Source organism: Aurantimonas endophytica, assembly GCF_014196845.1.
GTDB lineage: Bacteria > Pseudomonadota > Alphaproteobacteria > Rhizobiales > Rhizobiaceae > Aurantimonas > Aurantimonas endophytica.
In genome coordinates this window covers 21,145-39,274 of sequence record NZ_JACIEM010000002.1, presented here as the reverse complement: position 1 = coordinate 39,274, position 18,130 = coordinate 21,145, and the positions used below count along the sequence as shown (strand labels likewise).

Annotated in this window: 20 protein-coding genes and 1 pseudogene; 15 read left to right on the top strand and 6 right to left on the bottom strand. The window is 67.5% G+C overall.

Features of this window, described 5'->3' with window-relative positions:
- Positions 1–275: 275 nt before the first annotated feature.
- Genes GGR03_RS07955 through GGR03_RS07940 form a run of 4 tightly spaced genes read left to right on the top strand, consistent with a single transcriptional unit; the run spans position 276 to position 2,423 of the window.
- Complete coding sequence (locus GGR03_RS07955) at positions 276–779, top strand: phage tail protein (protein WP_183207123.1); 504 nt, start codon at positions 276–278, stop codon at positions 777–779.
- A 9-nt stretch (positions 780–788) separates the two neighbouring features.
- Positions 789–1,289, top strand: a complete 501-nt coding sequence (locus GGR03_RS07950; protein WP_183207122.1) for a phage tail protein — start codon at positions 789–791, stop codon at positions 1,287–1,289.
- 8 nt (positions 1,290–1,297) lie between these two features.
- Entirely contained in the window at positions 1,298–1,810 is a 513-nt protein-coding gene (locus tag GGR03_RS07945; RefSeq protein ID WP_183207121.1) for a phage tail protein, read from the top strand.
- A gap of 13 nt (positions 1,811–1,823) precedes the next feature.
- Complete coding sequence (locus tag GGR03_RS07940; RefSeq protein WP_252920162.1) at positions 1,824–2,423, top strand: GNAT family N-acetyltransferase; 600 nt, start codon at positions 1,824–1,826, stop codon at positions 2,421–2,423.
- Here the strand turns inward: GGR03_RS07940 and GGR03_RS07935 are convergent.
- On the bottom strand, positions 2,416–2,712 hold the full coding sequence (locus GGR03_RS07935; protein ID WP_183207120.1) for a DUF6916 family protein: 297 nt from the start codon (positions 2,710–2,712) through the stop codon (positions 2,416–2,418). The two genes, GGR03_RS07940 and GGR03_RS07935, sit on opposite strands and share 8 nt — an antisense overlap.
- A 175-nt stretch (positions 2,713–2,887) precedes the next feature.
- On the opposite strand from GGR03_RS07935, the gene GGR03_RS07930 reads away from it, so the two are divergent.
- Positions 2,888–3,637: a SapC family protein gene (locus GGR03_RS07930; RefSeq protein ID WP_183207119.1), complete on the top strand. Its 750-nt coding sequence runs from the start codon at positions 2,888–2,890 to the stop codon at positions 3,635–3,637.
- A gap of 29 nt (positions 3,638–3,666) precedes the next feature.
- On the opposite strand, the gene GGR03_RS07925 is transcribed toward GGR03_RS07930, so the two are convergent.
- From GGR03_RS07925 to GGR03_RS07915, 3 genes are all read right to left on the bottom strand, one after another.
- On the bottom strand, positions 3,667–4,287 hold the full coding sequence (locus tag GGR03_RS07925; protein ID WP_183207118.1) for an invasion associated locus B family protein: 621 nt from the start codon (positions 4,285–4,287) through the stop codon (positions 3,667–3,669).
- A 139-nt stretch (positions 4,288–4,426) separates the two neighbouring features.
- A complete protein-coding gene (locus tag GGR03_RS07920; protein WP_183207117.1) occupies positions 4,427–4,855 on the bottom strand; it encodes a hypothetical protein in 429 nt (142 codons plus the stop codon).
- A gap of 115 nt (positions 4,856–4,970) precedes the next feature.
- On the bottom strand, positions 4,971–5,267 hold the full coding sequence (locus GGR03_RS07915) for a hypothetical protein (protein ID WP_183207116.1): 297 nt from the start codon (positions 5,265–5,267) through the stop codon (positions 4,971–4,973).
- Positions 5,268–5,417: 150 nt separating this feature from the next.
- Here GGR03_RS07915 and pabB point away from each other — a divergent pair, with 150 nt between their 5' ends.
- From pabB to GGR03_RS07900, 3 genes are read left to right on the top strand one after another with little or no spacing between them, the layout of a single operon-like run.
- Positions 5,418–6,800: an aminodeoxychorismate synthase component I gene (gene pabB, locus GGR03_RS07910; RefSeq protein WP_183207115.1), complete on the top strand. Its 1,383-nt coding sequence runs from the start codon at positions 5,418–5,420 to the stop codon at positions 6,798–6,800.
- The gene (locus GGR03_RS07905) at positions 6,797–7,393 is read left to right on the top strand and encodes a glutamine amidotransferase-related protein (protein ID WP_183207114.1); all 597 of its coding nucleotides are present in this window, start codon (positions 6,797–6,799) and stop codon (positions 7,391–7,393) included. Before pabB ends, GGR03_RS07905 begins: the two co-directional genes overlap by 4 nt.
- The gene (locus GGR03_RS07900; RefSeq protein ID WP_183207113.1) at positions 7,374–8,237 is read left to right on the top strand and encodes an aminotransferase class IV; all 864 of its coding nucleotides are present in this window, start codon (positions 7,374–7,376) and stop codon (positions 8,235–8,237) included. Before GGR03_RS07905 ends, GGR03_RS07900 begins: the two co-directional genes overlap by 20 nt.
- A gap of 6 nt (positions 8,238–8,243) precedes the next feature.
- On the opposite strand, the gene GGR03_RS07895 is transcribed toward GGR03_RS07900, so the two are convergent.
- Positions 8,244–8,663 (bottom strand): dihydrofolate reductase family protein, encoded by a 420-nt coding sequence (locus GGR03_RS07895; protein ID WP_183207112.1) that lies wholly within the window; start codon positions 8,661–8,663, stop codon positions 8,244–8,246.
- A gap of 140 nt (positions 8,664–8,803) precedes the next feature.
- Here GGR03_RS07895 and GGR03_RS07890 point away from each other — a divergent pair, with 140 nt between their 5' ends.
- The 6 genes and pseudogenes from GGR03_RS07890 (at position 8,804) to GGR03_RS07865 (ending at position 15,560) form a co-directional block, all read left to right on the top strand.
- Entirely contained in the window at positions 8,804–9,292 is a 489-nt protein-coding gene (locus GGR03_RS07890) for a MarR family winged helix-turn-helix transcriptional regulator (RefSeq protein ID WP_183207111.1), read from the top strand.
- Positions 9,293–9,376: 84 nt separating this feature from the next.
- A complete protein-coding gene (locus GGR03_RS07885) occupies positions 9,377–10,357 on the top strand; it encodes an aldose epimerase family protein (protein ID WP_183207110.1) in 981 nt (326 codons plus the stop codon).
- Positions 10,358–10,496: 139 nt separating this feature from the next.
- A complete protein-coding gene (locus GGR03_RS07880; RefSeq protein WP_183207109.1) occupies positions 10,497–12,107 on the top strand; it encodes a glucan biosynthesis protein in 1,611 nt (536 codons plus the stop codon).
- Positions 12,104–12,412, top strand: a complete 309-nt coding sequence (locus GGR03_RS07875; protein ID WP_183207108.1) for a hypothetical protein — start codon at positions 12,104–12,106, stop codon at positions 12,410–12,412. Before GGR03_RS07880 ends, GGR03_RS07875 begins: the two co-directional genes overlap by 4 nt.
- A gap of 69 nt (positions 12,413–12,481) precedes the next feature.
- Positions 12,482–14,287: pseudogene (gene mdoH, locus GGR03_RS07870) on the top strand (glucans biosynthesis glucosyltransferase MdoH); the annotation flags it as partial.
- A 16-nt stretch (positions 14,288–14,303) separates the two neighbouring features.
- Positions 14,304–15,560, top strand: coding sequence for an OpgC family protein (locus GGR03_RS07865; protein WP_183207106.1), 1,257 nt, complete (start codon positions 14,304–14,306; stop codon positions 15,558–15,560).
- 55 nt (positions 15,561–15,615) lie between these two features.
- Here the strand turns inward: GGR03_RS07865 and GGR03_RS07860 are convergent, their stop codons facing one another.
- Positions 15,616–17,115, bottom strand: coding sequence for a CoA-acylating methylmalonate-semialdehyde dehydrogenase (locus GGR03_RS07860; RefSeq protein ID WP_183207105.1), 1,500 nt, complete (start codon positions 17,113–17,115; stop codon positions 15,616–15,618).
- Positions 17,116–17,233: 118 nt separating this feature from the next.
- Here GGR03_RS07860 and GGR03_RS07855 point away from each other — a divergent pair, with 118 nt between their 5' ends.
- On the top strand, positions 17,234–18,121 hold the full coding sequence (locus GGR03_RS07855) for a LysR family transcriptional regulator (RefSeq protein WP_183207104.1): 888 nt from the start codon (positions 17,234–17,236) through the stop codon (positions 18,119–18,121).
- The last annotated feature ends 9 nt before the right edge of the window (positions 18,122–18,130 follow it).

Below are 18,130 nucleotides of genomic sequence, written 5' to 3'. Positions count from 1 at the left end.
ATCTCGAAGAGCCGGATGCTCGCCATGCGAGCACCTGGAAGCAGGCGCCAAGACTTCGGCCGGGCACCGGAAGCGAACCGTCCCGCCGTCACCGGCGAGACAAGTGCCAAGCCCGCGAGATCGCTTCGGGAAACCAGCCGATTGTCGGCTTCTGCTTCCCTGCGCGAAGGTGCAAAATTACCGCCGCACGGTGCGGCCATATGAAGAAAGTCCGTAGACTAATCCCACGGGATATATACACTGAGCCGAACGTCTACTGCGGGGGGCAGTAATAGATGGCAGAACCTTTTCTATCCGAAATTCGGATCATGTCATTCAATTTTCCGCCCAAGGGCTGGGCCTTGTGCGACGGACAGCTGTTGCCCATCAACCAGAATCAGGCGCTGTTCTCGCTGCTCGGCACGACATTCGGCGGCGACGGCCGCGTGAACTTCGCCCTGCCGGACTATCGCGGCCGTGTTCCCATTCATCGAGGGTCGGGCTTGACGCTCGGGATCCGCGGCGGCGAGGCAAGCCACACGCTCAGCCAGAACGAGATTCCCAGCCACACACACACGGTGAGCGTGAGCTCCGACAATGCGACCGCCGACACGCCGACCGCGTCGGCGACGCTGGGCGTGGCGAGCATCGATCTCTACCGCCCCCTGACAGCCCCGACAGCGATGGATGCCGGCGTCTCCGGCCCGGCGGGCGGCAGCCAGCCGCACACCAACATGCAGCCATTTCTGACGCTGTCCTTCTGCATCGCCCTGCAGGGCATCTTTCCTTCACCGAACTAAGAGGGCGTTATGGCACAGCCTTATGTTGGCGAGATTCGCATGTTCGCCGGCACGTTCGCACCGCTGGGCTGGGAGTTCTGCGATGGTCAGCTCCTGCCCATCTCGGAAAACGAGACGCTCTTCCAACTGATCGGCACGACCTATGGCGGCGACGGTCAGGAGACTTTCGGTCTGCCGGACATGCGCGGGCGCCTGCCTGTCCACCAGGGCGGTGGAATGATCCTAGCCGAGGCAGGCGGCGTCGAGGAAGTCACCCTGACTCGGGACGAGCTTCCGAACCACAGCCACACCATGAGCGCATCGGGTGATCCCGGCAGCGCGCGCGGACCGTCCGGCGGGTATCTCGGCCGTGCACCGGCGGAAGCCTATGCGGCGCGTTTCACCCCGCAGGCTCTCGCTCCCGCCAGCGTCAGCCCGATCGGCGGGAACCAGCCCCACAGCAACATCCAGCCGTTTCTTTGCGTCAGCTTCATCATCTCGCTGTTCGGAATTTTTCCGAGCCCCACCTAGGAGCCAGCATGGCCGACCAGTTCCTCGCCGAGATCCGCATCGTGCCGTTCGGCTTCGCGCCGAAGGGCTGGGCATTCTGCGACGGCCAGCTCATGCCGATCTCACAGAACACGGCCCTGTTCTCCCTGCTGGGGACCAATTACGGCGGCGACGGCAAGTCGACCTTCGCCCTTCCGGACCTGCAGGGAGCGGCGCCGATGCACAAGGGGCAGGGGCCGGGCCGTTCCGAGCGGTTCATCGGGGAGACCGGCGGATCGACGAGCGTCACGCTGCTCGTCGCCGAGATGCCCGCCCACAACCACGCGCTCAGCATGTCGGCCCGGCCGTCCGACAATCTCGATCCGACCGGACTGTCGCTGGGCACGGGCAACAATGTCTACGTGACCACAGCCGGCTCGGCGACCCTCGGTCCGCAGGCGCTCGCGGCCGTCGGTGGCGACCAGCCGCACAACAACATGCAGCCCTTTCTCACCTGCAATTTCTGCATCGCGCTGCAGGGCGTGTTCCCGCAGCGGCAATGACCCAGGTCTTGCGGTGACGGCCAGCGACCGCGTCACCGACGGGATCGTCGAAGGCGACACGCGTCTCGGCGCGCCTGCGCGCGTGGCTCGGCCGGCTCCGGCCGCGACGCGCTTCCGCGCCGCCACGACCGGAGACGAAGCCTTCTTCGCCGCGCTCTATGCCTCGACGCGAGTCGAGGAACTGGCGGTCACCGGTTGGCCGGAAGCGATGCAGGCAGCGTTCCTTGCCCAGCAGGCGGCTGCCCAGCATGTGCATTATGTCCGGCACTACGAGGATGCCGAATGGTGGGTGCTGGAGCGAAACGGTGAGCCGGTCGGACGGCTGATCCTGGCGCGATATCCGAGCCAGCACTCCATCGTCGACATCGCGCTGCTGCCGCAAGCACGCGGCCAGGGGCTCGGCAGCGCGATCCTCGCCGAGGTCATCGCCGAGGCGGACAATGCCGGCAAGCCGTTGGCCATCCATGTCGAGAAGGCCAACCCGGCGATGCGGCTCTATCGGCGCCTCGGCTTTGCGACCGTCGAGGACAAGGGCGTCTACGACCTGATGATGCGTCCGGCGGCAGACCGGAAAACGGCCGACGCCGCCGACGGGAGAGTGGCGATCAGTTGAAGATGGCCTCGTAGAGCATGCGCTCCCCCTGCCGCCCGACGGGCACCAGAAACACCGGCGTGCCCTCGCCTTCCTCGCCGGCGGGAACGAGCGCGACCGTACCTTGCGCAAGGGCCGGCGCGGCCGGGCCGGAAAAGCTCAGGCTGAAGCTCATCCCGTCGGGCCTCAGGCCCTGGCCGAGCGGCATCACCGCGTCGAGAACGAGCGGGACGACAACGGCGCCGGCGCGCGCCTCGAAGGCGCTCCCGGCGCTTGCCTGCGCCGATTCCAGAGTCGTCAGCTGCGCCATGCGCGATCCCCTCTTCGCCGTGCCCCGCGCCAGGATAGCGGATATGCGGGGCGCATCGAAACCGGCGATTGCCGCGCCGACGAATTTCCACCAACCTGCACATAGCGGCCCCGGCCGGCAGTGGCATCGAGGGATGCCGCACCGGGCGGGCAGGCCGAAATCGGGAGACGCGCGAATGAGCCAGACCCAGCCCGTCATGCCGCTGTTCTACGAGCGGCCGGAAGCCCTGCAGCCGGAACGGCACGGGGCGCTCGGCCTGAAGCCCGAACCGGATTTCAGCTTTGCCTCCCGGGCGGTGTCCGTGCCGATCAGCGCTGCCGAAGCACCCTTCGCCGCCCGGCACTACCCGATCGTCTTCGCCACTGCCGGGGAGTTCCTGCCGCTGGCGGTGCTCGGCCTCGCGACCGGCGAGAACCTCTTCGTCGACGCCGCCGGCGCCTGGGAGTCGGGCGCCTACATCCCGTCCTATGTCCGGCGCTATCCCTTCGTCTTCGCTACCGGCGAGGATCAGGGTCGACTGACACTCTGCGTGGACAGGGCAGCCGGGCGCGTCCTCGAGGAGGGCGGCGAAAAACTGTTCGAGAACGGCAAGCCCACCAAGGTCACCGACAACGCGCTGGAGTTCTGCGCCGCCTTCGAGCGGGAGATCGCCGCGACCCGCAAGATCGTCGAGATCCTGCGCAAGCACGATCTCCTGACCGAGAACCAGGCGACGCTGACGCTGCCGAGCGGCTCGAAGGTGGCGCTGAAGGATTTCATGGTGATCGATGCTGCGGCGGTGGACAAGCTCCCCGACGACGCCTTCGCCGAGTTGCGGCACAACGGCGCGCTACCGTTGGTCTTCGCGCAGATCGCTTCTCTGCCGGGCTGGGGCGATCTCGCGCGCAGACTGCCTGCCGGACGCGCTGCTGCAGAGCCGTCCTGAACCGCGCTGGCTGGCTAGTATCCGTTCCCTTACGGCGTCTCGGTGGCCCGGCCTGCCGTGTAGTCTTCGAAGGCTTGCGAGAAGCCGGCCAGCGTCACGGGAACGGTTACCGGCTGCTGCTGCGCCGACTGGAAGGTGACGGCGAGCGCGCTGCCGCGCTTCAGCCGGTCGATGAGGTCCGTTTCGAGGGCCGCGCCGGCATAGCTGCCGTTCTGGTCGGCCGTCTGGATGACCAGCTTCTCGGCCTCACCCCCGTCGATCTGCAACTGTACCCCGGCGGGCAGGAACAGGCCGTGCGGCAGCGCCAGAAGCAGCGCCGGCTGGGCGTCGGCGCCCGGCTGGATCATCACCGTGAGCAGTCGCTGTTGGCCCTGCCCCTGATCGGCGACGAGATTCTGCAGGACGGTGCAGCGACGCGCCTCCCCCTCGCCGTCGCAGTTGACCCGCCAGTTCGGGCCCGGCGCTGCGTCGGCCGTCGCAGGCGCCGACGGCGCGGCGGGTTCGGACGGCGCGGATGGCTGAGGGCTCTGGGACGGAGAACCCTGTGCGGGCGACGACGGTGCCGTGGCCTGAGCCATGGCCGGCATGCCTGAAGCCGACACCAGAACCAGAGCGAGAATGGATCCGATGGCTGAGCGTGCCGTGGTCATCGCCGATTCCCCCCATCTTGGCGCCCCGCAGCCGCTGCCTTACGGGCAGCAGGAGCGGGCCGCTACCGAGGCATCTTTATCCAGAGTAACCGTTGCAGACAAGGGAGCCACACCGGCGAGAGCCCGCCGCCTCCGGCAATCATGCGGCAGGGTGGCGGCGTTGCGGTACAGCCTGCAACGCCTCGTCGATCAGCCGGTTCGCGACCTGCATGCGGATGGTCGCCTGCTTCCGGAAGACTGTCGGTATCACATCAGGGTGGTTGGCCCCGGCAAAGGCGCGCCGGAGCCTCTTCAGTTGCGCCGGAGCAAGGCCCGGCCGTATCGCCAGGTCCCGCGCGATATCGGCGGGGTCGATGCTCGGCGGGACCGGAGGCGGGACGGTACCATCCGTGCCGGGCGGCCCATCCGACGGATCCTCGTCCTCGCGGGCAATCGTCGGCTCGGCATGCATGGCGCCCAGCACCGACCAAAAGCCGGGGCCGGTCCGCACGCGGGCGACTTCGTCCCGTGGTCCGGTCGCGGCAGCTTCCATGCCGCCCAGTATGGCTTCGAACCCGTCACCGGTCATCCGCAGGTTCCGCCCAGCGCCTCGAGACGCCGCATCATCGACGCTCCGGGTGAACGGCGGGTGAATCGCGCCGCGCCCTCCGAGGGGACCGCCCTTGCGGATGACCGGAGGCTGCTCATCCGGTGCGGCCGGCCAGACAGTTCCGGTAGGCCCGATCCCCGTCGGCGATGGCCGATTGCCGCTGCAGGGCACGCACGCCGAACCCGTCCTCGCCGCGGTCGACGAGGTTCTCGTACTGGTTGCCGGCGGTCTGGCGGGCATATTGCCGGCAGAAGGCTGGCGTTCCCCGCTCGTTCGGATTGGCCGAGACCCGCGCGCCCGCGATCGGCGACAGGTTCGGATAGGGGGTCTCGGTGTTGCAGCCGGCAAGGCCGACCAGCAGCCCGAGCAGGAGTGGTGTGACTTTCAGCATCGCTTTCGTCCTCATGGGTCGCAGTGGATCTGGTGTAGCCGGCGCGCCCACCAAGTGGCATCAAGCGGGCGTGATGGGCCCATGTTGATGGGCGCGACCGATCCCACCGGAGGGTTTGACCAGACGCCCGCCATCTGACCATCTGGCGCCATGCTCTACGAAGAGATCGACCCCCTCGAACCCGCGATGGCGGCCGGCCGTCTGAGGCGGCTCGGCGGCCTGGCCTTCCTCGACAGCGCCATGCGCCACGAGACGCTCGGGCGCTACGCTTTCGTCGCGGCAGCGCCGTTCGCGAGCTTCTCCGTCGACGCCGGCGGTGCCAGCCTCGACGGCACGCGCCTGCCCGGGCCGCCGCTGACCGCGCTGGATGCGTTGCTGGCGCGCTATCGCAGCGACACGATTGCCGGCCTGCCGCCGTTCCAGGGCGGCGCGGCGGGGTTCATCGCCTACGATTTCGCCCACCATCTGGAGCGTCTGGCGGTGCCGCCGGATCTCGATCCGGCCCTGCCGACGATGCGCTTCGGGCTCTACGACACGGTGCTCGCCTTCGACCTTGCCGCCGGCCGCGCCTTCGTGATCTCGACCGGCCATCCGGCCGAGGGCGCGGCGCGCGCGGGGCGGGCGAGAGAACGCATCGCGACTTTCCGGGAGGCGCTGGCCACGCCGGAACCCGTGCCGCCTCCCGCTCCGGCGGGCCGGCTCGACTGGCGGTCCAACTTCTTCGCCGGTCCCTATCGCGACGCGATCGAGCGCGTGCGGGAATACATCCTCGCGGGCGACATCTACCAGGCCAACATTGCCCAGACATTCCAGACGGCATTGCCCGAGGGCTTCGACAGTTTCGAACTCTATCGAAGGCTGCGGCAGACGAACGCCGCGCCCTTCGCCGCCTTCCTCGAATATCCCGACCTCGCCATCGCCTCTTCCTCGCCGGAGCGCTTCCTGAAGCTGACGGACCGGAGGGTCGAGGCGCGACCGATCAAGGGTACTGCCAAGCGCTCGGCCGAGCCCACCGAAGACCGGGCGCTGGCGGCGGCGCTGCTCGCTTCCGAGAAGGACCGGGCAGAGAACGTGATGATCGTCGACCTGATGCGCAACGATCTGTCGCGGGTGTGCGAGGCGGATTCGGTCGAGGTCCCGGTGCTGTGCGGCCTGGAATCCTACGCCGCCGTCCACCATCTCGTGTCGGTGGTCACCGGCCGGCTACGGCCTGACCGGACGGCCGCCGACCTCGTCGCCGCGACGTTTCCCGGCGGCTCGATCACCGGGGCGCCGAAGCTGCGGGCCATGGACATCATCACCGAGATCGAGCGCACGGCGCGCGAAGTCTATTGCGGCTCGATCGGCTATTTCGGGTTCGATGGCACGATGGACCTCAACATCGCCATTCGCACCGTCAGCTTCAGGGGCGGCCGCGCCCGGCTGTCGGCGGGCGGCGGGATCACCGTGCTGTCGGAGCCGGCCGCGGAATACGAGGAGACCTTCACCAAGGCGGTGAAGGTCTTCGCCTCGTTCGAGGAGGGGCCGCGGTGATCCTCGTCCTCGACAATTACGACAGCTTCGTCTTCAACGTCGCCCGCTATATCGAGCGCCTCGGCGGAGAGCTGACGATCCTGCGCAACGATGCGACGAGCGTCGAGGCGGTGGAGGCGCTCGGCGTCGAAGCGGTAGTGATCTCGCCCGGGCCGTGCAGCCCGCGGGAGGCGGGGATCTCGCTGGAGCTGGTGCGGCGCCTGTCCGGCCGTGTGCCGATCCTCGGCGTCTGCCTCGGTCATCAGGTCATAGGGGAAGCCTTCGGGGGCACGGTCACGCGCGCAATCCGGCCGATGCACGGCCGCGCCTCGACGGTGGACCATGCCGGGATCCGGCTTTTCGCGGGATTTGGCGCACCGACGACGGTCGGGCGCTATCATTCGCTGATCGTCGAGGAGACCCCGGCGATGCGCGAGAGGCTTGCCATCGACGCGCGTTCGGCGGAAGGCGAGATCATGGCGTTGTCGCATCGGACGCACCCGACCTACGGCATCCAGTTCCACCCGGAATCGGTGCTAACCGAGGACGGCGAGCGCATCTTCCGGAACTTTCTCGATCTCGCGGAGTGCTGGCATGGCCGACATTTGGCTTGACGGCGCGTTCGTTGCGGCCGAGCGCGCGGTCGCGGCCGACGACCGGGGCCTGCTCCTGGCGGACGGCGTCTTCGACACGTCGCTGGTACTGGGCGGGACGGTGTTCTGCGCCGACGCGCATCTCGATCGCCTGGCGGCGGCGGCCTCGCGACTGGAGATCCCGGCTTCGCGACGCGATCTCGCCGACGCCATGGACGCGCTCGCCCGGCGGCAGGAGAACGGCTCGATCCGGCTGACCCTGACGCGGGGATCGGGGCCGCGCGGTCTCGGCTTTCCCCCGGTGCCGAAGCCGACGCTGCTCGGTGCCTCGGCGCCCCTCGCACCCGGCGTCATGTTCGCGCCGCTCCGCCTCGCGCTGTCGCCGATCCGTCGCAACGAGACTTCGCCGACAGCGCAGTTGAAGTCGCTCGCCTATCTCGACGCCGTGCTCGCGCAGCGGGCGGCACAACAGGAAGGGGCGGACGAGGCGCTGTTCCTCAACAGCGTCGGGCGGGTCGCCTGTACCGCGCTGGCCAATCTGTTCCTGCTGACCGGCGACGAACTGGCGACGCCGCCGCTCGACGACGGTGCCCTGGACGGGATCACGCGGCGCTGGGTACTCGCCCATGCCGCCGACTTCGGCCTCACGCCGCGCGAACGACCGCTTGCCCTGGACGATCTCACGCGCGGCTCGGTCTTCGTCACCAACAGCCTGCGGCTGATCGCTCCCGCGACACTGCCCGGCCGGCCGGAAGGGCTGATCGAGCCGCGGATCGGCAGGTTGATGCATGGCCTGTGCACGGCGATCGCCGCCGAATGCGGCGTCGATCCGCGTGATCTCGGGGCCACGATCGACCCAGGCTGACCCCGCTCAGCCAGGCGGTTGCCGGCGTGTGCCCGCCGCGAGCAGCCAGGCGGGGTCGAACCAGGTATCGGCCTCGCCGTCATAGGGCAGCGTGTTGATGTCCCAATGCCGCACGAAACGGGCGTAGACGTCCCACACCGCCGGGCCGCCGCCGACATAGACGACGCGGTCGGGAAAGCGCGAAAGCACCTCTTCGGGCTGGTCGGATGACCGGATTTCGACCAGGGTTCGGTGCTCGCGTGCGAAATCCGGAAAGGATGCGATCGTGCGCGGACCGGCGATCAGGACGTGGCCGCGGGTGATCTCGAAGAAGCGCTCGACATCCTCCAGAAACGCCCTTTCCGGCCGCCCCTCCCAGGGCATGCCGCCATCGAGACCGAGCTGTCCGCTGCGCCCGATGGCGCAAATCACCCTCACGTCCGCCATTCCGGTCCTTTGTGCTGTGCGCGGCAGGTCGTCGCGTCGCTCGCGAGCCAGGGTACGGGAACCCTCCCACCGGAAGAATAGTTGGCTTCACATATACCAATATAATGTTCGTCGCCCGGCTATGGGTTCTAAGGCGCTTCATGGATACGCAATCACCCATTCAAAGCTCCGCCGACCCTCGGCACCTCGACATCGGCGCACCGGTCATCGTGCCGTCGCTGCTGTCGATCGCCAAGTCGACCCGGGCCTTTCTCGCCCTCCTGCTTGCCGAGATCGACTTGCATCCCGGCCAGGACCAGTTGCTCGACCGGCTCGACCCGAATGCCCCGGTCAGCGTCTCGACGCTGGCCGAACAACTCGCCGTGCGGCCCTCCACGGTCTCGAAGATGCTCGACCGGCTGATCGAGAAAGATCTCGTCGCCCGTATCGCCAACAGCCGCGACGCGCGCCGGACGATGGTGCAGCTGACGCCGCTCGGCGAGAAGGCGCAGGCGTCGATCCGGAACGTCTGGCGGCGCCTCGAAACCGATCTGGTCGCCTCGATCCCTTCGGAGGATCTGGAAGTCCTCGACCGCTCGCTGTCGCGGACCGGCGAACTCCTGACGCAGAAGCTTCGCCGGCTTCGCTGATCGGCCGGGCGCTTCGGCCCGCGCATTGACGCCCGACACGGCGCCTGCGATGGGAACGAAAAGGCGCGGCAGAGGGACGGCGGCGTGGCCCAGACCATCATCATCGACAGCGGCACGCTCAGCGCCGAGATCGTCACGGCGGGCGCCGCGGTCCGCGCGCTTCGTCTGGCCGGATACGACCACTCGCTCGTCGTGGGCGCCGCTGATCTGGCGCACTACGAAAACGGTAATCGCGACTATCTCGGCGCGACGGTGGGTCGCTTCGCCAACCGCATCGACGCCGGCCACCTGACCATCGACGGGGTCGACTACCAGCTTGCCTGCAACGACCCACCCAATCATCTGCATGGGGGCCCGGACGGATTTTCGACGCGCGCGTGGACCATCGAGGCACAGCACCCGGACCGGGTCACGCTGGTTCATGTGTCCGAGGACGGCGAAGGGGGTTATCCCGGGCGCCTGACCTGCCGCGCCACCTTCGCGGTCTCCACGGATGGCGAACTGGCCATCACCTACGAGGCGGAGACCGACCGCGCGACCGTCGTCAATCTCAGCTCCCATCTCTATTTCAACCTCGACGGCAGCGAGGATGTCGGCGACCATCTGCTGCAGGTCTTCGCCGACGACTATCTGCCGATCGATGCGGGCACCTTGCCCGACGGGCGCATCCTGCCGGTGGAAGGCAGCGGCTTCGACTTCCGCGCCCCGCGCAAGCTGCGCGATGCGCCCGATCTTCTCGACCATAATTTCTGCCTCGCCGGCGAACGCTCGGCGTCGCTGCAACCGGCGGCGATCCTCACCGGGCCGCAGACGGGCCTGACGATGACGCTGCAGACGAGCGAGCCCGGCCTGCAGGTCTATGACGGCTCGAAGCTCGATGGCAGCGTTATCGATCTTGCCGGGCGGCCGATACGGTCGCGTGCGGCCGCAGCACTCGAGCCGCAGGTCTGGCCCGACGCGCCAAACCGGCCGGAATTTCCGCAGGCGCTGCTTCGTCCGGGCGAGCGCTACCGGCATTCGAGCCGTTATCGGTTCAGTCACCCGGGCCGCTCCGGCGGCTTCTGAGGGCGCCGGAGCGGCCGTTTCTCCGATCGTTCATCATGCACTGCAATATTTTGACGGCTGCCCAGCCTTAGCTATTCAATTGTCGCAATCGTGCCTATTCTGGGCGCCATTGAAATCTCACCAGAGCCGCTAGCGCCCCGTGAAGAACCTGAATAACGCGTCCCGCCGCACTGCACTCAAGACGGCGCTCGCCGCCGGGCTGGCATCGCTCATTCCCCCCACCGCCTTCGCCCAGGACACCGCTGCTCCCCAGCAGCCGGTCAATGCGAATGTCGGCACGCCGGATGCACCGTTCACGTTCGACGTGCTCTCCGAGCAGATGCGCGAGCGCGCCACCCGCCCCTACGAGGCGCCGGCGAACGAGTTGCCGGACGTCGTCGCCAATCTCGATTACGACCAGCACCGGGCGATCCGTTATCGCCCCGATCATGCGCTGTGGCGCGCCGAGCCGGTCGACTTCCATCTCCAGGCGTTTCACCCGGGATGGATATTCCGGGAAACCACCCACGTGTTCATCGGCCGGGACGGAATTTACCAGCCGCACACCTTCACGTCGGAGGATTTCGAATACCGGCCGCCGCTCGATCCGGCCGCCTTCCAGGGCATCGGCCTCGCCGGTGTCGCCGGCTTCCGAATTCATGCGCCGCTCCAGCGGCCTGACTACTACGACGAGCTGGTGACGTTCCTGGGCGCTAGCTACTTTCGCGCGCTCGGCGTCGGCACCCGCTACGGCCTGTCGGCGCGCGGCCTCGCGATCAATACCGCGACGGGCGAGCAGGAGGAGTTTCCGCGCTTCAACGCCTTCTACATCGACGCGCCGCGCCCGGGCGAGCATGCCATCCGCCTGATGGCCGAACTCGACAGTCCGAGCGTCGCCGGCGCCTTCCTGTTCGTCATCACGCCCGGCATGCAGACCGAGGTCGAGGTCTCCAACCGCCTGTATTTCCGCAACGAGGTCTCGAGGCTCGGAATCGCGCCGCTGACCTCGATGTTCACCTTCGGCGAGAACGATCGGGCGGGACGGGACGATTTCCGTCCCGAGGTCCACGACAGCGACGGGCTCTGCATCGAACGGGCCGATGGGGAGCGGCTCTGGCGGCCGTTGAAGAACCCGCAGACGCTGGCCCTGTCGTTCTTCCGGGAGACGAGCCCGCGCTCCTTCGGCCTGCTGCAGCGGGATCGCGACTTCGCGAGCTACGAGGATACCGAAGCCCGCTACGAGTTGCGCCCATCGCTGCTGGTCGAGATGCTGGGCGACTGGGGCGTCGGGACGATCGCCCTGGCGGAGATTCCGACCGATTCCGAGGCCAACGACAACATCGTTGCCTTCTGGGTGCCGGAAGCCCGGCCGACTGCCGGCAGCGCGCTGGAATTTCGCTATCGCATGTCGTGGGGACTCGATGCGCAGCCGCCTTCGAGTCTCGCGACGGTGTCGGGCACGTTCGTGGGCGTCGGCGGCAATGCCGCCGCCACCGACCCGAATCCGTCGGCGCGGCGCTTTGCCATCAATTTCGAGGGCGGCACCATCGCCAACCTTCCGGACGATGCGGAACTCCAGCCCCTGATCGACATTTCTGGCAATGCAGTGCTGCTTCACTCCGGGATGTCCCGGCTTCCGGGAGGCGGTTGGCGCCTGTCGCTGGAAGTCGAGCGACAGGATTCGGATCCCGTGGAAATGCGGGTGAAACTTTCCATGCTGCAGCGCATTATAAGCGAGACTTGGCTCTATCAATGGACGGGCACCGTATGAGCACCGTGGCAAATATCGACATGCAGACGAATCTGGGTTCCCTGATCGGCCGTCCGGACCTTTCGGACGAGGTGATCGCGAGTGCGCTCTGCGAGCGGCTTCGCGCCGAGGGACGGTCCGACAGCGACGCCGACGACATTCTGACGTCGGCCCGTCACTCGCAGAGCGAGGCTGCGTCCCTGCTTCGCACGATCGCGGTTCCTGCACCCTCCGCCACGCTGACGATGCCGACCCAGCAGCTGACTTCGGCGCGTCGGCGGTTTTCGTTGGGCGCCGGATTTGCGAAGCTCTCGCTGGGTCGCTGAGCAGGGCCGGCACGACCATAACGGCCGGCACGTGTCGAGCGCCAGCGTGACGGTCAGGGAAGGAAGACGGCGTTGATCACGCTCAAGCGGATTGTATTCGCCGTTGCCTCGGCTCTCCTCGCTGCGGTCGCGACCTATCTGTTCTTCGTCGTCGTGACGGTAAACGGGGTGACGAACCTGCATTTCGTGCAGGTCGGGCTCCTGATGCTCTGTTGCCTTTGGCTGGCGTGGGGCTTCAACATGGCCCTTGCGGGCATCATGGTGCCGCAGCCACCGCGCCTCATCGTCGATGCCGCACGCTGGCGCAGCGACAGCCGGACCGCGATCCTGGTTCCCGTCTACAACGAGGACGCGCGGGCTGTTTTCGCGCGCGTCGCCGCGATGATCGAAGGGCTTCGCCGCATCGGCCAGCTCGACCGGTTTCACGTCCATGTCCTGAGCGACTCGACCCGGTCCGAGTGTGTCGACGCCGAGCGCGAGGGCACCCGACTCCTGCTCGCCGAACTCGGGGTCGCGGGGCGTCTCTACTACCGGCATCGGGAGAAGAATGTCGGTCGCAAGGCCGGCAATATCGAGGATTTCGTCACCAATAGCGGCGGCGCGTACGACTACATGCTGGTCCTCGACGCCGACAGCCTGATGCGGCCGGAGACCATCGTCCAGATGGTGGCGCGCATGGACGAGGATCCCGAGCTCGCCCTTCTGCAGACGCAGCCGCTGATCATCGGCCGGCGGACCTTGTTTGGCCGGGCCTTGCAGTTTTCCGCAGCGCTCTTCTCGCCGATCTTCTCCCGCGGCATCGCCGCCCTCCAGGGGCGCGAAGGGCCCTTCTGGGGGCACAACGCCATCATCCGGGTGCGGGCCTTCGCCGCATGCTGCGGCCTGCCGACGCTCAAGGGTCGCCCGCCCTTCGGCGGCCACATCCTCAGCCACGATTTCGTCGAGGCGGCGCTTCTTGCACGCGGCGGCTACAAGGTGCGCGTCGACCCGGACCTCGAAGGCTCCTACGAGGAAGCCCCCTCCAACATCATCGAATACGCCAAGCGCGACCGGCGCTGGTGCCAGGGCAACCTGCAGCACGGCAAGCTGCTCGGCGCACCCGGCCTGAAGCCCTGGAGCCGCGTCGCGCTCGTCAGCGGCATCATGGCCTACGCCGCCTCGCCGATCTGGCTGATGTTCCTGATCGTCAGCCTGCTCGACCCGATTCTTGCCCCCGAACCCAACTACTTCCCGGCGGATTCGCTGTTCCCGGTGTTCCCGCGCCCGGAGACGCAGAAGGCGCTGCTGCTGCTTTTCGGCATCTTCGTCCTCCTGCTGCTGCCGAAGACGCTGATCACCTTCGGCAGCGCGTTGACGAAGCGGCGTCGGCGCTTCGGCGGGGCCCTGTCGGTCCTGGCCGGCGCGACGGTCGAGCTGGTGATGACCAGCATTCTCGCCCCGGTCATGATGATGTTCCAGTCGAAGGCCGTAGCCGAAATCCTTGTCGGGGCCGATGCCGGCTGGCCGGCGAGCGAACGCGAGGACGGCAGTCTGCCGCTCGCCACCGCCTTCCAGGCGAGCTGGTGGATGGTGCTGGCGGGCGCGGCCGTGCTGCTTGCGACCATCAATTATGCGCCGGATCTCCTGCTCTGGACGCTGCCCATCGCCCTGCCGCTGGTGGCCGCGCCGCTGCTGATCAGTGCCACGGGCAGCCCCGCTCTCGGCGACTGGGCGCGTCGCCATCATCTGTTCGAGACGCCCTTCGAGGCAGATCCCGAGCCGGTGATCCGCGATGCGGCGATCTGGCGTCAACGCCTCGCCCGCCTCGACCGGCATCAACCCGACCTTGAGAATGACACGATGAAGGGACCAGGGATGCTGCCAGATCCCGCTTGAGTCCTAATTCATCAGTATGACCATCGTCGCGTCCCCTACTGCCGCCATCCAACTGCGTGATCAGCGCGTCGATTTCTGGCGCGGCGTCGCGCTGGCGATGATCTTCGTCAACCACATTCCCGGAAACTACTGGGAGAATTTCACCTCGCGCAATTTCGGCTTCTCCGACGCGGCCGAACTCTTCGTCTTTCTCGCCGGCTTTGCCTCGGCCTTCGCCTATGGCCGGCTCTTCCTGGGCGGCGAGCGGCTGATCGCCTCGCTGCGCGCGGCCCGGCGGGCGGGCGTCCTCTATCTCGTCCACATCACCCTGACGATGGCCGCCGTGGCGATCTTCTCCTGGGGCGCGCTGGCGCTGGGCGAAGGCGCGATCATGCGCAATATCGGGCTCTCCCAGTTCCTCACGATGCCGCTGGAGACGATGGTCGGCTTTGCCAGCCTCGGCCACCAGCTCGGCTACGTGAACATCCTGCCGATGTACTCGGTGCTGCTGCTGATGCTGCCGCTGCATCTCTTTCTGGCGGGGATCAGCCGCAATGTGATGCTGGCCGCGGCCATCGCCATGTGGTTCGCCGCCTACATCTTTCGCATCGACGTGCCGGCCTACCCGCTGCCGGGCGGATGGTTCTTCAACCCGTTCGCCTGGCAGCTGATCTTCGCGATCGGACTCTATTGCGGGTTCCGGCGGATCGAGGGCAAGGCGGGCTTCCCCTATCGAAAATGGCTGTTCTTCGCGGCGCTCGGCTATGTCTTCGTGTCGTTCCTGACGATCCGCCTCGACCTTTGGTGGCTCTGGGGCGCGTCTTCATTGCCGATGATGCTGACCGGCTTCGACAAGACCTATGTCAGCGTCCCGCGGCTCCTGCACATACTGGCGGTCTGCTATCTTTTCGCCAATGCCGCGCCCAGTTCGCCCTTCTCCCGCGTCACCCGGGACAATGTCTTCGCCATGCTCGGCCGGCACTCGCTGCCGATCTTTGCGGTCGGAACGGTCCTGTCGCTGCTCGGGCAGGTCATCAAGCATGACCAGATCCCCGACATCCTGTTCGACACGTTGCTGATCGGCGGCGGCCTCTCGATCCAGATCGCGCTTGCCCGCTACCTCGACTGGTGGCGGGTCGCCTCGAAGGTTGCTCGCCCGGCAGGCAAGCCTGTCGCGACCAATCCGGTTGCCGGGCACTCGCCGGTACCGTTGCGGCTTCCGCCTCGGTCGGCAGCCCCGGCAGCAGCCCCGGCAAACGCGCGCGCCGAGAGCACGAAGCCGCGGACAGCCTGAACGAAAAAGGGCGCCCCACGGAGCGCCCTTCGGTTCTTCGTCGCGCTCTGTTGGTTCAGCGCATGACCGGCATGATGAACTCGGCGCCGTCCTTGATGCCCGACGGCCAGCGGCTGGTGATGGTCTTGGTCCGCGTATAGAAGCGGAACGCGTCCGGGCCGTGCTGGTTGAGATCGCCGAAGCCCGAGGCCTTCCAGCCACCGAACGTGTAATAGGCGAGCGGCACCGGGATCGGCACGTTGATGCCGACCATGCCGATATTGATGCGGCTGGCGAAGTCACGGGCGGCGTCGCCGTCGCGGGTGTAGATCGAGACGCCGTTGCCGTATTCGTGCTCCATCGGCAGCGACAGGGCTTCCTCGTAGTCCTTGGCGCGGACGACCGAGAGGACCGGACCGAAGATCTCGGTCTTGTAGATGTCCATGTCGCGCGTGACGTTGTCGAACAGGCAGGCGCCGACGAAGAAGCCGTTCTCGTAGCCCTGCATCTTGAAGCCGCGACCGTCGACGACGAGGTCGGCGCCGGCCTCGACGCCGCTGTCGATCATGCCGAGTACGCGCTTCTGCGCCTCGCCGGTGACCAGCGGGCCGAAATCGACGTCGTCGCCGGCCGTATAGGGTCCGATCTTCAGCGCCTCGACCTTGGGGATCAGCTTCTCGACGAGACGGTTCGCCGTCTCCTCGCCCACCGGCACCGCGACGGAGACCGCCATGCAGCGCTCGCCGGCCGCGCCGTAGCCGGCGCCGATCAGCGCGTCGGCCGCCTTGTCGAGATCGGCGTCCGGCATGATGATCATGTGGTTCTTGGCGCCGCCGAAGCACTGCACGCGCTTGCCGTTGGCGCAGCCGCGCGAATAGATGTAGTGCGCGATCGGCGTCGAGCCGACGAAGCCGATGGCCTGGACGTCGGCGTCGTCGAGGATCGCGTCGACCGCCCCCTTGTCGCCGTTGACGACGTTGAGGATGCCCGCCGGAAGCCCCGCCTCGATCATCAGTTCCGCCAGCATCAGCGGCACCGACGGGTCGCGCTCGGACGGCTTCAGGATGAAGGCGTTGCCGCAGGCGATCGCCGGCGCGAACTTCCACATCGGTATCATGGCGGGGAAGTTGAACGGGGTGATGCCGGCGACGACGCCCAGCGGCTGGCGCACGGAATAGATGTCGATGCCAGGACCGGCGCCCTCGGAGAACTCGCCCTTCAGGAGATGCGGCGCGCCGATGCAGAACTCGACGACCTCGAGGCCGCGCTGCACGTCGCCCTTCGCGTCGGGCACGGTCTTGCCGTGCTCGCGCGAGAGCGTCTCGGCGAGCTTGTCCATGTCGCGGTTGAGGAGTTCGACGAACTTCATCATCACCCGCGCGCGGCGCTGCGGATTGGTCGCCGCCCAGGCCGGCTGCGCCGCCTTGGCATTTTCGACCGCCGCGCGCATCTCCGCGGCGCTTGCCAGCGCGACCTGTGCCTGGACCTCGCCGGTCGCGGGATTGAACACGTCGGCGGTGCGCCCGCTGGTGCCGGCGACGCGCTTGCCGCCGATGAAGTGACCGATCTGTTCCATGAATTCCTCCTCCGGATTTTGGTTGGGTCCTTTCTCCGCCGCCGGCCGGCAAAAGCCAAGCCTGCCCAGCGCGCATCCGTTGTGCGTATATTGAAGCCCGAATGGACCAGGAGCAGCGATGAACGTTAATTGGGATGATGTCAGGCTTTTCCTGGCAGTGGCACGGGCCGGCCAGATCCTCGCCGCGGCGCGACGGCTGGAGCTCAACCATGCGACGGTCGGGCGACGTCTGACAGCCCTGGAAGCTGCTTTCGGCGCGCGACTTCTCGACCGCCGTCCGAACGGCTGCGAGCTCACCGAGACCGGCCGGGCCTTTCTCGAACAGGCGGAGCGGATGGAAGCGGCGATGCTTGCGGCCCGCGCCGGCGTGGGCGGCACCGATGTCGCCCTGTCCGGCAGCGTCCGGGTCGGCGCGCCCGATGGCTTCGGCACGATGTTCCTGGCGCCGCGCCTGTGGCGGCTGACGGACACGCACCCGGATCTCACCGTGCAGCTCGTGCCGGTGCCGCGGGCCTTCTCGATGTCGCGGCGCGAGGCCGACATCGCCATCACCATCGAGCGTCCGCAGGCTGGGCGGCTGGTGGCTGCAAAGCTCGTCGACTATTCACTCGGCCTCTATGCCGCTTCGGCCTGTGTCGAGGCCCACGGCACGCCAAACATGCCGGCGGACCTGTCGCGTCACCGACTGGTCGGTGCGGTCGAGGATCTTCTCTACAGCCCGCGCCTTGCCTATCACGCCGACATCGTCGCCGACTGGCCGGCCCGGTTCGAGGTTTCGAGTGCGCTGGGCCAGGCCGAGGCAGTGGCCGCAGGCGCCGGGATCGGCATCCTGCACGGCTTCCTGGCGTGCGGCCGGCCCGGACTTGTTCGCATCCTGCCCGAGATGTCGATCCGGCGCAGCTATTGGCTGGTCTATCACGAGAGCGTCCGCGACGTCCGGCGGATCACCGCCGTGGCGGACTTCATCCGCGCCGCGGTCGAACGCGAACGCGACCTGTTCGCCTGACGCCATCGT